11 protein-coding genes and 1 CRISPR repeat array are annotated in these 13686 nt (G+C 51.6%); of the genes, 8 read left to right on the top strand and 3 right to left on the bottom strand.

Annotated elements, in window-relative coordinates:
- Positions 1-13: 13 nt before the first annotated feature.
- The 7 genes from NW834_RS11340 to cas2 all read left to right on the top strand — a co-directional run bounded on the left by NW834_RS11340 (position 14) and on the right by cas2 (position 7814).
- Complete coding sequence (locus tag NW834_RS11340) at positions 14-85, top strand: type I-MYXAN CRISPR-associated protein Cas6/Cmx6 (protein ID WP_414426306.1); 72 nt, start codon at positions 14-16, stop codon at positions 83-85.
- A gap of 13 nt (positions 86-98) precedes the next feature.
- Complete coding sequence (gene cas3 / locus NW834_RS11335) at positions 99-2510, top strand: CRISPR-associated helicase Cas3' (RefSeq protein WP_414426305.1); 2412 nt, start codon at positions 99-101, stop codon at positions 2508-2510.
- The gene (cas8a1, locus tag NW834_RS11330; protein ID WP_414419136.1) at positions 2507-4060 is read left to right on the top strand and encodes a type I-MYXAN CRISPR-associated Cas8a1/Cmx1; all 1554 of its coding nucleotides are present in this window, start codon (positions 2507-2509) and stop codon (positions 4058-4060) included. Before cas3 ends, cas8a1 begins: the two co-directional genes overlap by 4 nt.
- Before the next feature lie 91 nt (positions 4061-4151).
- On the top strand, positions 4152-5072 hold the full coding sequence (cas7i, locus tag NW834_RS11325) for a type I-B CRISPR-associated protein Cas7/Cst2/DevR (RefSeq protein WP_414419137.1): 921 nt from the start codon (positions 4152-4154) through the stop codon (positions 5070-5072).
- Positions 5069-5668 carry a type I-MYXAN CRISPR-associated protein Cas5/Cmx5/DevS gene (gene cas5 / locus NW834_RS11320; protein ID WP_414419138.1) on the top strand — a complete coding sequence of 200 codons (600 nt, stop codon included), beginning with the start codon at positions 5069-5071 and terminating at the stop codon, positions 5666-5668. The genes cas7i and cas5 overlap by 4 nt, the downstream gene beginning before the upstream one ends.
- A 187-nt stretch (positions 5669-5855) precedes the next feature.
- A complete protein-coding gene (gene cas1 / locus NW834_RS11315; RefSeq protein ID WP_414419139.1) occupies positions 5856-7517 on the top strand; it encodes a type I-MYXAN CRISPR-associated endonuclease Cas1 in 1662 nt (553 codons plus the stop codon).
- Positions 7518-7520: 3 nt separating this feature from the next.
- On the top strand, positions 7521-7814 hold the full coding sequence (gene cas2, locus NW834_RS11310; RefSeq protein WP_414341823.1) for a CRISPR-associated endonuclease Cas2: 294 nt from the start codon (positions 7521-7523) through the stop codon (positions 7812-7814).
- Positions 7815-8068: 254 nt separating this feature from the next.
- Positions 8069-9907: a CRISPR direct-repeat array (repeat unit 36 nt; unit sequence GTGATTTTCCTCTGATTGCCGTAAGGCGTTGAGCAC).
- Positions 9908-9950: 43 nt separating this feature from the next.
- Here the strand turns inward: cas2 and NW834_RS11305 are convergent.
- Together NW834_RS11305 and NW834_RS11300 are read right to left on the bottom strand one after the other, a co-directional pair.
- Positions 9951-10865: a S1 RNA-binding domain-containing protein gene (locus NW834_RS11305; RefSeq protein ID WP_414342454.1), complete on the bottom strand. Its 915-nt coding sequence runs from the start codon at positions 10863-10865 to the stop codon at positions 9951-9953.
- 71 nt (positions 10866-10936) lie between these two features.
- Positions 10937-11377: an RrF2 family transcriptional regulator gene (locus tag NW834_RS11300; protein WP_414332250.1), complete on the bottom strand. Its 441-nt coding sequence runs from the start codon at positions 11375-11377 to the stop codon at positions 10937-10939.
- Between the two features lie 130 nt (positions 11378-11507).
- On the opposite strand from NW834_RS11300, the gene NW834_RS11295 reads away from it, so the two are divergent.
- The gene (locus tag NW834_RS11295; RefSeq protein ID WP_414342457.1) at positions 11508-12503 is read left to right on the top strand and encodes an AAA family ATPase; all 996 of its coding nucleotides are present in this window, start codon (positions 11508-11510) and stop codon (positions 12501-12503) included.
- Between the two features lie 20 nt (positions 12504-12523).
- On the opposite strand, the gene NW834_RS11290 is transcribed toward NW834_RS11295, so the two are convergent.
- Entirely contained in the window at positions 12524-13555 is a 1032-nt protein-coding gene (locus tag NW834_RS11290; protein WP_414419140.1) for an ABC transporter permease, read from the bottom strand.
- Positions 13556-13686: the final 131 nt, after the last annotated feature.

Below are 13686 nucleotides of genomic sequence, written 5' to 3'. Positions count from 1 at the left end.
GGAAGAAGACTCAATTCGCCTCCAGCAGGTAGGGCTAGGTGGCCGGCGGCGCATGGGTTGTGGATTCTTTTTGCCGTTTAAGTGAGGATGGATCTGCAATGTTTAAGTTTCTATTGGCCAAATCCTTAGCACAATGGAATGCCGAGTGCCAATCCAGAGAGGAGTACGCTCAGGCGAAGCGTGCCGCTAAACTTACAGGTCATGTTTCGGCTGTGCTATCGGCAGCTGAAGTCCTTTTGGGTTGCCTAGGAGAGACCATCCAGCAGCAGCTAAGGTTGGAGAACTCAAGTTGTCTAGAATCTGTTGTCAAGCTGGGAGCTTACTTACATGATTGGGGTAAGGCGAATCAACATTTTCAAGAGATGGTTTATCTCAAGTCGTCGATCCTAGACACTAACTCGAAAGCAGAGCTTGAAAAGAGTTGGGGAAGTCATAACAGAAGGCAACTTATCCGACACGAGTTTTTAAGTGGCATACTTGCTTTACAGGTCAGTGCATTTCGAGAGTGGCTACAGAAAGCATTTACTGAAGAGGAGCTCCTCTTAGCTGCCTGGACAGCAATTGGACATCACCTCAAAGCGGGAGTGAATTCTCAGGGCAAAGAATCTCACAAAATTACGGAGTTGTCTGATGGCTCAGGATCTGAGATTTACGTTTATACTGACCATCCAGACTTTCAATCTGTGTTGAGGCTCGGATCGCAGAGACTAGGGCTACCATCAGAGATTCCAAGTGTACCCTCAGCAAGTTGGGAAAGAGACCAACTGGAACAGCACTTGCGTGCATTGGTAGATCAGTTTCGAGACTTTGCTCAAAATTTTAGCTTTGAGAGACAGATATTAATAGCGGCTGCTAAGGCAACAGTAATTGCTGCAGATTTAGCAGGATCGGTCTTGCCAGTGGAGGGAGAAAACTTGCAAAGCTGGGTTTCTAATACCTTGAGTTTAGCTCTCCAAGAAAGTGAATTAGAGCAACTGATTACCCAGAAACTAGGAAAAAACTCCCTGCGTCCCTTCCAAGAGCAAATGGCTGCTGCCACTCATCGAGTAACACTGGTCAAGGCAGGCTGTGGTACAGGCAAGACCTTGGGAGCCTACGCTTGGGCGAAAAAGTGGGCATCGGGAAGGCGACTGTTTTTTGGCTATCCGACCACCGGAACGGCTACTCAGGGCTACTTGGACTACGCCGAGGGATCCCCAATAGAAAAGGCACTGATGCACTCACGAGCAGATTTGGATCGAGAACTTTTATTGACCGGCGAAGGCGAAGAGGATGAGGGTGCTTCGTTTCGTTTGGCAGCGTTGCAAGTATGGAGAAAGAAACTGGTTATCTGCACTGTAGACTCTATTTTAGGGTTAATCCAGAACAATAGAAGACCACTATTTTCTTGGCCAGCTCTAGTTCAATCTGCCTTCGTTTTTGACGAGGTACATGCCTATGACAATCAGTTGTTTGGCTCTTTGCTGAGATTTTTACAGGCTTTTCGAGGCGCACCTATCCTACTGATGAGCGCCAGCTTCACCCCAGGGCGACTTGAGGCGATTAAACGGGTGATGAGTGAGTTGGGTGAACCTATTGGGGATCCCATTGAAGGGCCTCAAGAGCTAGAAGAGCTGAAGCGCTATCAAATACGAGAAATTCAACCAAAGGAGGATCCCATCAATTCCGAATCCATTTGGTCGGAAGTTACTAAAGCAGTTCAAGAGAACCAAAAGGTATTGTGGGTAACCAATTCAGTTGCCAGTTGCATTAACATTTATCGAGAGGCTCAGAAGAAGCTAAAAGACATTGAAGCCAAAGTTTTAATTTATCACAGTCGATTTCGTTATAAAGATAGACTTAGAAAGCATGAGCAGATTATTAACGCTTTTGGTCAACCAGGGCCTGTTCTCGCTGTTACTACACAGGTTTGTGAAATGTCCTTAGATTTAAGTGCAGACTTGCTTATCTCTGCTATGGCTCCAGCGACATCTTTAATTCAGCGACTAGGTCGCCTCAATCGAAGAATGAAAAGCGAGCAGGAGGGATCCCGTGTAGCTCTTTTCTACGAATGGAACGAACACCTCCCCTATGGCGCAGCAGAATTAGAAACTGGCCGGCAGCTGCTTGAACAGCTTAGAGAACTTGAGTATATTTCCCAGCGAGACCTGGCTGATATCATCTCTCAGCTCAGCCGGGAAGAGCCTGCCAGGGTGAAGTCAGCATGGCTTGATCAAAACTGGTGCACTTATCCAAGTTCCCTGCGAGAGGCCGGCTACACGATAACAGTGCTTCTGGCAGAAGATCAAGACGCTATTTGGAAGGCTGCTGAAGTCAGACAGAAGAAAGCTCTAGATAAGGGCCAAAAGCTATCGAGAATGCAAGCTTTTCTACAAGAAGCTCAAGCCTGGTCAATTCCAATTCGGATCCCAGATAAAAAGACAGAGTGGTGGAATTGGCAACGACGCGGGTTTTATTTCATCACAGAGCCTGGATATATCACCTACAGCGAGGAAGTTGGCACACCATGAGCGAATTAAAGTTGCATCTGGGACACCCCGGATTAACATTGCTGCATCGGGCGGGTTTAGCCGGACTATGGATGACCCTCAAGCAGCTGGAGCAGGAAATTCCACCAGAAAAGCGTCCAGGGTCACTAAGTTGGGAACTGACGCCTCGACAAGTTCAACTGTCCTGGCAGGGAAATGACTTTGAAGTAATTGATTGGTTGCTCAAAGAGTCTTTCCAACTTGATAATGGATTAATCGCATTGCGAGGGATCGACAGTAAGTCGATGCGAAAAGACTCCCAGGTAGTCATCCATCAAGGAATCCTGGGAACATTTCTACAACATGCCAAAACCCGTAAAGTTATTGGCGAGCAAACTCAATCTTTAGAGATTGATGAGGATCATCCACCTGTCATTATCAAGTATAAAGCTTTAGAAAGCTACGTCCATCAGGAATTTGCCAAAAATCTATGTGATAAAAACGGTAATTGGCTTAAGCAGCCAATTAGCATTGCTGGCTGGCTTAATCCTGGTGCAGTCGTTCGCCACAATGCATTTCCCTCGGATACAAGCTTTGAAGAGTCTCCAGAGATGGCCTTTGTACTTCTCTACGCTCCTGTTTCTTGCTGCTACTACATACTTCGCTCGCGGCTGCGAGATCAGAAAGCTCAATATGCCCTGGTAGTTCCCGAGATTACCGATATGGAGGTCTATGCAAGCTACCGGCAAGATCCCCAGCTTCGTTATGCAGCCTACCAGGATTTTCATGCTTCGAGTTTGGGAGATGCTGGGCTTAGGTTTTTGACGTACCAAGGGATTGCAGAATCTGCTAGGGAATTTAAGGTAAAACGATGTCAGGTTCTAACTCTAGGTGTTGTTCCGTGGTCGAGCCAACAAAAATCTCGCACAGATCTACTTACTGTAGAAGCAGAATATCGCGTCTGTAAAAACTACCAGATCTGCAAAGCAGTGTTACCAGATGTCGTCAAGGCAAAAGCAGAGGAAGGCAGTTTCATTGCAACAAGTTTTGCTCGTGAGATGATTGCTGAAAATCTGGCAAGGGGTTACTCTTGGTATGCCGGATTTGCAGAGCAGGTTAATAGCAACGAGCAGTTTAAGCAGCTATGTTACGAGCGCGGAGGTCTAAACGAAATGGTCATGAAAACGGAAATGGATGACAGAGAGCGCTGGTTTGTTCAGGCTTGTCATGAAGCCATTCGCTTTACCTATGGTCGGTTATCTCAGAAAACCCAGGATAGGGGAGAGTTTACTAACTTCGACAGAGAAAATATACGTATTCGTACTGGGCTGACTCGATGCAAAAACGCGGAAAGCTTCCGTGAGTTTATTACTAGCTTTTGGGCGCGGGCTGGAAGAATACCGACACTGCAAGAGCATTGGGATGACTTGATGGATTTAGTTATGGATCCCAAGGAATGGAAAAAAGCGCGAGACTTAGCTCTTCTAGCGTTGGCCAGCTACAAAGGCAAGGAGCGACAGGAAGAACTTCAGGATGAGCTTGACGAGGATGATGTTGACTTGATTGCACCCGCCGAGCTGGAGGAGGACTAAAAGTGTAAAGCAAGAGTCAGCAAGTCAAGTGAAAAGTTGACGTAGCAACAACTTAACGGTTCAGTTTGAAGGACTAGCCTGGAGGAAGACTATGACTTTGCACCTGTTTGGCAACATCTTGACCAGCTACGGCACCGCTGCCAACAACCGCGGTGAGAATGACGGCAACATCACTACCCTGCAAAAGATCCTCTGGAAAAATGAGGTGCACACTACCGTCTCTGCTGAAGCAATCCGTTGGGCCCTGCGTTACTATTGGCAGGTCTCAGGGAATGGCTGCGAAGTTAACCGACGTTGGAATGATCAAACCAACGACAACGAGTGGCAAGCGCCTAACTTTGATCCCGAGCGGTATATCGATGATGATGTCCTAGGCTTTATGCGTGCGGAAGGGGCTAAAGTGGATGCCTCAGACGAAAACTCATCCAGGAAGAAGGGAGAAAAGTTACCAAAGGGCACTACCACTGCTCGGCGAGGTGTTTTGGAAGTAACTCGGGCAGTTTCTACTCGACCCTACAGCGGAGATGTAACCTTCAACGCGAAAAGTGGCCAGAAGGGATCCACTTCTCTCTACGGAACGGAGGTTCATGCTACTCGCTATCAGTACGGCTTTGCAATGACTCCTGCTCGGCTCCACCGGCAAGACCGAGTAATCGAAGTGTTAAACGGACTGGTTTCGTTGGGGGAAGTAGCCGGCAATCACTCTCGCTTTCTCTACGACTTTTCACCAGACAGCATAGTTCTGCGCTGGACACACGACTTTTCGCCACGCCTGCTCTACTGTTTTGAAGAAAACTCTGATGGAGAAATCAGCATGCCGGACTTAGTGCGTCGAGTGCAAGTGGGGGATATAGATCCTCAAGAGCTGTGGCTGGCAGGAGCCGCTGCCGAAACTGAGGACGGGGAGAAGCTAGACCGGTTGGGTGCTCATGTAAGCTCAGGCATTAAATCAACAGTTGATCAACTTATCAGCTTGATTAGGCAGCAAATTTCTTGTGAGGAGGCAGCATGATTCGGCTCCACGTTGAGGTGCCTATCGCCTGTTTTCGTCAATCTTGGGCCAGGGAGTTTGCCGAAACTTATCCGGTGCCGCCACCGGCTACTGTTTATGGAATGTTGCTTTCCCTGCTGGGAGAATGGGATCGGCATCGATATTGCGGATCCCAACTGGCAATTGCTCTCCTGAGCCAACCCCAGCTTTCTACAGTGATCCGTACCTTTCGTCGTTTTAAGACAAAAGATATTCAGCATCCAAACAATGCCCGTCCTGACTACCAACAATTGCTGACCGATGTGCAAATCGCAGTTTTGGTCAATGGATCCCTTGCTCATGACTTGGAAAGAGCCTTTGAAAATCCTGAATTAATTGACCGATCTGGGGGACTAAGCCTAGGAGAGAGTCGTGACTTAGTTAACTCGGTAAGACCAATTCAGAAAGTCCCTTCAGGGGGAAGATGGCTAATTCAAGATGAGGATGGGATCCTGACCTTGCCGTATTGGGTTGATCACGTGGGATCGCGGGATACTCGCTGGCGAAGATACTCACTCCGAACTCTTGAAGGTGATGATGTGCCGGAGTTAGCCTGGACGGAAATTTGCCCAAACTAGGCAGCAAGAATTCCAAGCTTTAGTTCCAGACTTGTCAACCCTAAGTCGAAAGCTTGTTTCTGAACAGCTTAGTAACCCTGCCAGGAGAAGATCTTGCGTGGAGCCTGAGTTTTGTCTCTGCTCAAAGAGAAAGCTGTTCTAAGATTGCTGAAAAACTCTATATTTTCATATTTCGGAGTATCAGATTATGCCGGCATCACTAATCGATTTCCCCGCACAGATAGATTCAGATTTGATTCGTGTTTCAGCACTGCACGCATTGGCCTACTGCCCACGACTATTTTATCTAGAGGAGGTCGAGGAGCTCTATACGGAAAACGCAGCTATTTTTGCCGGTCGGCGGTTACACACAGAGCTGGAAAAGCAAGAGGGAGAGGAGTGGGAGGATCTATTTCTAGAAAGCGAAGAACTGGGCTTGCGGGGAAGAGTGGATGCTTTGCGCACTCGTGATGGACAGATCATTCCCTACGAGCATAAAAGGGGTCGGTCAGCACGGGATCCAGACAATCAGCCTCAAGCCTGGGAGAGTGACCGGTTGCAGATTTTGGCCTATGCCTATCTCGTGGAAACAGCTTTGGGGATCCCAATTCCCGAAGGACGAATTCGGTACCATGCTGACAATGTGCTCGTACACGTACCCCTTGATGATGCTGGGCGCCAAGCTGTACGTCAGGCAATCGAACAAGCGAGGCTGCTGCGCCAATCTCCTCTGCGGCCCCCAATTACCGACAATGAGCGGCTGTGTGCGGGTTGCTCCTTAGCTCCCGTGTGTTTGCCCGAAGAAGCGAGGCTAGCTCATGACAGAGAATGGCAACCTATTCGCCTGTTCCCGGAAGATGACGAACGGCAATGTGTCCACATTCTAGAGCCAGGGGCACGGGTAGGGCGCAGTGGATCCCGTCTCAAAGTCACCTACCGAAATCAAAGCGAAGAGTTTATCTCCGCCCAGCAAACTGGACAAATTGTGCTGCATGGTTTCTCTCAAATTTCAACTCAAGCCATTCATTTCTGCGCCGAACAATACATTGGAATTCACTTAATTTCGGGAGGTGGACGCTATGTCGGCAGCCTGGATCCCCGATATGGGAGCATCCAGCGCCGCATTCGACAGTATCAGGCCCTGAGCAATCCTGAAATGTGCCTGAGACTAGCCCGAAAGTTGGTGAGGTGTCGAGGCCAGAGCCAGCGCAAGTTCTTAATGCGCTTGGGATCCCAGCGTTCGCCGGAGGTAGAACAAGCTATCGAACAAATGAAGCGATTGCTCAAGCAAGTCGATCAGGCAGACTCTTTGTCAAGTCTATTGGGACTGGAAGGAAACTTAGCAGCGCTCTACTTTTCTGCCTTGCCTCATCTGCTGTCTGATGCAGTACCTGAGGAAATGCGATTTTCAGGACGAAATCGAAGACCTCCCAAGGATCGCTTTAACGCCTTACTTGGGTTTGGTTATGCTCTTTTGCTTAAAGATGTAATGAATGCTATTTTGACAGTTGGATTAGAGCCCGCCCTGGGTTTTTATCACCAGCCTCGCTCCCAAGCGCATCCTCTGGCTCTTGACTTGATGGAGATCTTCCGTGTTCCTCTTGTAGATATGCCAGTCGTAGCCTCAGTTAACCGACGGCAATGGGATCCAGACGCAGATTTTACAGTACGGGGCCAACAAGTTTGGCTCAGCGAAGAGGGACGTAAGAAGATGATTCGGATTTACGAAGAGCGCAAGCGAGAAAAGTGGAAGCACCCAGTTACTCATTACTCTCTTACCTACTGCCGTTTAATAGAGCTAGAGGTTCGTCTTTTGGAAAAAGAGTGGAACGGCGAAGCAGACTTGTTTGGAAACTTAGTTGTGAGATAGATTATGGCCGAGCATAAGGTTTGTTACTTGGTGTGCTACGATATTCGCTGTCAGAAGCGATGGCGAAAAGCATTCAAGTTATTGGAGGGATATGGAGAACGAATTCAGTACTCAATTTTTCGTGCCTGGCTAACATTGCGAGAACGAGAGAAACTGCGTTGGGAGCTAGAGAAAATTCTAAAACCAGAGGATGACCTCTTGCTTGTGGGGATCTGCAACCGCTGCTTAGAGCGGGTGCTCGCCTCGAACCGACCAGAAAGTTGGCCAGAACGACAGGATGGCTACAGGATCTGTTAAAAAGCAAGGATCTATCGTTGTGAAAGACGCTTTAGCCCCCAAAAGACCTGAAAGTCTTGTCGGAAGAGGGTTCCAGGGATTTTCGACCGCCTGGAGTTGCTTGCAAAATCCCGGCTCCCTTACGAGAAAACCTTTTGCCGGGCCCAGTGCGTTAGGAGACCTGTCTTCTAGCTGGCAGTTGGTGTATAGAATAAGGGTACATGCTTGCAAAGGCTCCATCCGAGCCTTGCAGAGTAAGAATCCTGGGGTGCGCCGTGATTTTCCTCTGATTGCCGTAAGGCGTTGAGCACGACTGAGCTCTGGAAGGAAGCCGCTAGGCTGGACTACAGTGATTTTCCTCTGATTGCCGTAAGGCGTTGAGCACGAAGTGGGGATGCGCAGAGTTGTCGCGGCCTTTGGTGTGATTTTCCTCTGATTGCCGTAAGGCGTTGAGCACCTAAGCTGCACCCAAGGCTGCCACCGCCGGATCCGCTAGTGATTTTCCTCTGATTGCCGTAAGGCGTTGAGCACATTGGGACGTAATCGAGACGTGCACAATCCCGCCACGTGATTTTCCTCTGATTGCCGTAAGGCGTTGAGCACAGTTCAAAGATGAGTTCGGGTTCAGTTGAGAAGTGTGATTTTCCTCTGATTGCCGTAAGGCGTTGAGCACGCTATTGCGGGTAGAGGCGGCGGATGAGGAGCTGTCGTGATTTTCCTCTGATTGCCGTAAGGCGTTGAGCACTCTCTCAACTCTACGGTTGAGAGGCAGCGGTGGGCGGTGATTTTCCTCTGATTGCCGTAAGGCGTTGAGCACTCGAGATAATGTCTCCCCCCCGGCGGGGCCACCTCTAGTGATTTTCCTCTGATTGCCGTAAGGCGTTGAGCACATCCAACCCTGCACGTTGTCAGCAAACTCTTGACGTGATTTTCCTCTGATTGCCGTAAGGCGTTGAGCACCAAGGTACGGTCCAGCTTAGTCCTTTTGGCTGATGTGTGATTTTCCTCTGATTGCCGTAAGGCGTTGAGCACACCAGTATGCGGAAAGGATCCGGGGCTGTACAGGCTAGTGATTTTCCTCTGATTGCCGTAAGGCGTTGAGCACCTGCTTGGGGAGGATGGCGGCGCCGGCGATCCGGGTGATTTTCCTCTGATTGCCGTAAGGCGTTGAGCACCTGCCACAGCGGGGGCCGCCCCCCAGTACCTCACTGTGATTTTCCTCTGATTGCCGTAAGGCGTTGAGCACTGAAGACTACAAGAACCAACTGAAATACTTGGGCAAGTGATTTTCCTCTGATTGCCGTAAGGCGTTGAGCACTGCCCTGACCTGGGGCCGGAATCAAAAACCCGTGGCGGGTGATTTTCCTCTGATTGCCGTAAGGCGTTGAGCACAACATAAGGAGGGCATAACAGACTCTATCTGCAGAGGTGATTTTCCTCTGATTGCCGTAAGGCGTTGAGCACCGACGGACCGCCGACTAACCTGGAGCTTTGGCACTCTGTGATTTTCCTCTGATTGCCGTAAGGCGTTGAGCACTTTACGCTTTGTGTGGTGATTATGGAACAACTTCTCGTGATTTTCCTCTGATTGCCGTAAGGCGTTGAGCACTGGGTGAAGTAGCTGGGCCTCATGAGCATGAGCAGTGATTTTCCTATGATTGCCGTAAGGCGTTGAGCACAACGGGAATAGGAGGGACTAAGAGCAGGACTACGCCGGTGATTTTCCTCTGATTGCCGTAAGGCGTTGAGCACACCGTCTCGCAGTGCGCATCCGTCAGTGCACTGGATACGTGATTTTCCTCTGATTGCCGTAAGGCGTTGAGCACGAAGTAGGCGAGGAAGAATCTGAGGGGGGTGGCCAAGTGATTTTCCTCTGATTGCCGTAAGGCGTTGAGCACTTTGTGTTCTCTACTGGCTCTATTTTGGCTCAGGTGATTTTCCTCTGATTGCCGTAAGGCGTTGAGCACGAGATTTTGGCCTGGGGTGTATTTGAGGAAGAACTGTTTGTGATTTTCCTCTGATTGCCGTAAGGCGTTGAGCACTCCTTAACTCATGCTCAGACAATGGATGATAACCACGTGATTTTCCTCTGATTGCCGTAAGGCGTCTTGCTTTCCCTCTGCAGGTTTTGCATCCGAACTCGAGGCAGAGATGGGATCAGATGACTTGGCCGTCGGATGTTATTCTCCCCTTGAGTTTACCGGCCCGCTCTTCGGCCTCCTCCATAACCCTGTCCAGCTGCTCCAGCACCTCGCCCGGATGCTTTTCCAGCACCCGCAGGGAGAGGGCCATCCGTCCCTTGGCCTCATCCACGTCGATCACAACAGCTTTGATGCGTTGGCCTGGTTTGAACAAATCCGGTAGCGAGGCTACAAAACTTTGGCTGACCTGCTTGATGTGCAACAGCCCGGTTACCCCTTCTTCCAAGTCCACAAACACACCGAAGGGTTTTAGTCCGCTGACTTTGCCTTCCACCACTTGGCCACTGGTGTAGCGGCTCAGGTTCTCGGACTTTACAGCCGCCCTTTGGGAGAGCACCAGCTTGTTGGCTTCTGGGTTCACCTCGATAAAGCTTGCTGTCAAGGATTGCCCCACCAACTCCTCCAGACTTTCCCGTTGGCTGAGGTGGGAGCGGGGAATGAAGCCGCGCAGCCCCTGCACATCCACCACCACCCCCCCTTTGTTGGTGGCGATCACCGGAACGGTTACCGTCTGGCCGTTGGCTTGCTTCTGGGCCAGCTCTTCCCAAAGCCGCTTCAGCCTCAGCCGCCGCGCCGAGAGCACAATTTGTCCTTCTGCATCTTCTCGCAAGATGAGAAACTCGGCTTCTGTTTTTAGGGGAAAGAGGGCACTCAAATCTTCCCCTGGGCGGATCCCTGCTTCCTTGAGGGGCAAAAAGGCCGGGGATTTGCCGCCAATATCCACCAGAGCGCCATCGTTCTGATGTTGGAAGATGCGGCCTTGCACCACCTGCCCCGGTTGGAAGCTGAGGTTTTGCCTGTCTAAAGCTTGGGCAAAATCTTCCGCGGAAAACGTATCGGCAGCCTGAGAGCGAGAAGAGCGAACGGTCATGGAAGGGCTCAATTCAAAAAGCAGTGGGTTTCAGGATAACCCAAAACCTTCCAAGGATCCCAGCCTCTGGCTTAAATGTAGTACATGAGCCGAGCCTGTTGCTGTTGTGCCTGCCGGTCGCAGAGGTCTTGTAGGGTGGTCTTCTGGAGAATGGCTACCGCCGCAGCTTGGGCATCTTGCCAGGCCTTCAGGAGCACTTCCCGCTCTGGGGTGAGATCGCCCGAGGGCAAGTCGCGGGAGCGGGTGAGATCTTCCCCCTCGATGGCCTGGATAACATCCAGCAGCGAGATCTGCCAGGGTGCTCGGGCCAGGAAGTAGCCTCCCTTGGATCCCCGTTGGCTGCGCACCAACCCCTGTCTGCGCAAGGTGGCCAGCAGTTGCTCCAAGTAGCGGTCGGGTATGGACTGATGGGCCGCAATTTCTTTAATCTGCAGCACCTGGCCATCGCTGTAGTGCTGGGCCAATTCCAGAAGGGCTAGGAGAGCATATTCACTTTTACAAGACAGTTCCAAGATATCCATCCTTGTGGAGGGCTTAGGTCTATGATACTCCGGTTTTTCACTGGGGTTTAGCGGGATCCCGCCCTGAGCTGGCAATGGGATCCAGCCTGTAAGGTGGAATAGGCCCCTTTGGGAATGGTTTATGGCGAGTGTCAGCACCCGGTCTGGTTCAGCACGGATCCCAGCGGAGCGATTACAAACCTTGCACCAACAGATTGGCAAGCTGATTGCCAATATCGAATCCGTGTTTCAGGGCAAATCGCAGGTGGTGCAGGCGGTGGTCACGGCCTTGGTTGCGGAAGGTCATGTTTTGCTTGAAGATGTGCCCGGTGTAGGCAAGACCACTTTGGCGCGGGCCATCGCCCACAGTTTGGGGGCCAAGTTTCAACGGATTCAATTTACCAGCGACCTATTGCCGACAGATATCCTTGGCCTCACCCTTTTCAACAAAGAAAAAGGGGATTTTGAATTTCGTCCCGGCCCCATTTTTGCCCACGTGGTCTTGGCGGATGAAATCAATCGCACCTCGCCCCGCACCCAAAGTGCCCTGCTGGAGGCAATGGCGGAAAAGCAGGTTTCGCTGGACGATCGCACCTACCCGCTGCCCAGCCCATTTATGGTGTTGGCCACCCAAAATCCTTTGGAGTACCACGGCACCTATCCCCTCCCAGAAAGCCAGTTGGATCGGTTTTTGGTACGGCTGTCGATTGGCTACCCCAGCCCTGAGGTAGAGCGAGCTTTACTCTTGCAACGGCAACAGGCCGAGCCGGTGGATGCTCTGCAGCCGGTTCTCTCCCTGATGGAGTTGCGAGAGATTCAGTCGGCGGTGGATCAGGTGTATTTGGATGGATCCCTGGCGGACTATCTTCTGCAGGTGGTGCAGGCCACTCGCGTGTCCAAGCTGTTGCGGGCGGGGGTATCCACCCGTGGAGCCCTGGCCTTGGCGCGGGCAGCACGGGCTCAGGCGCTGGTGAAAGGGCGCAGCTTTTGTCTACCAGAAGATCTGCAAGCACTGTTCGTGCCGGTACTGACCCATCGGGTTTCTCTGGCCGGGTCGGGAGAGATGGCCGGCAACCGACGGCAAGAGGCTGAGGCGGTGATTCGGGATATTGTCTCCACAATTGAGCCGCCTGTTTGAGGGATCCGTAGCAGCAATGGCTAACTAAAAAACGAGTCGGGTCGGATACGGGGATCCACCCACATCAGGAGCAAATCGGCCAACAAATTGCCCAGAATGAGCATCACGGCCCCCAGCAGAAGCCCCGCCATCACCACATTGATGTCGAAACTTTGAACAGCCTCCAAGAGCAGCTTGCCCAGCCCCGGCCAATTGAAGAAAAACTCGGCAATAAAAGAGCCGCTGAGCAGATTGGCAAACTCAAAGCCCAAGATCGTGATCAAGGGGTTGACGGCGTTGCGCAGCGCGTGCAACCAGATCACCCGCCACTCTGGGATCCCACGGGCCCGCGCCGCCTGGATGTATTCCTGCCGCAGCACATCCAAGAAATTGCCGCGCGTAATCCGCTGCAGCCCGGCAAAGCTGGTGATGCTCAGGGCCAGCGTGGGCAGGAGCAGGTGGCGGCCCAGATCCAGCAACTTTTCCCCCAAACTAAGCTCGGCAAAATAAACACTGGTCATCCCCCCTACCGGCAGCCAGCTCACGTTTTGGGCCACAATTAGCAGCAAAATGGCCAGCACGAAGCTGGGCATGGCCTGGCCCAGGTAGCTGAGCAACTGCAACGCCCGATCCAGGGGGGTGTTCTGCCGCAGCGCCCCCAGGATCCCAAGGGGAATGGCGACCAGCCAAGTCAGCACCACAGAGGACACCGCCAACAGCAAGGTAGCGCCGGCGCGGGAGAGGATGAGCTGTGCTACCGGCACGCGATAGGTGTAGCTCACCCCGAAATCCCCTTGCAGCAGGTTGCCCAGCCAGGTCAAGTACTGCCAAACCAAGGGCTTATCCAACCCCAGCCGTGCTTCCTCTTGGGCAATAAACTCCTGGCTGACACTGGGATCCGCCCGCAAGGGATCCAAAAAATCTCCGGGGGCCAGCTGCAAGAGCAAAAAGCTGAGCACCGTGATCAACAGCAGCACCGGCACCGCTTGGGTCAGCCGCTGCAAAACCAAGGCCAGCGGCGGCCAAAGGCCAAAAGCGCGGGAACGGGAAGGCGGAGAAGAGGTTACAGCCACAGATGCAGATGGATATTCGGATATGCTCTTTGAGTTGGATTCTTGTCGAACTATGGTAAACTACCCGGCTCCGACCGCTAAGCGGTACGGAGCGGGCTTTCAGTAGCCCTGGGCCTGCTCTGCTCTACCAG

The organism is Synechococcus sp. R60.1 (assembly GCF_047461835.1).
Lineage (GTDB): Bacteria > Cyanobacteriota > Cyanobacteriia > Thermostichales > Thermostichaceae > Thermostichus.
The sequence above is the reverse complement of the archived record's forward strand: the minus strand, read 5'-3'. Positions and strand labels throughout refer to the sequence as shown.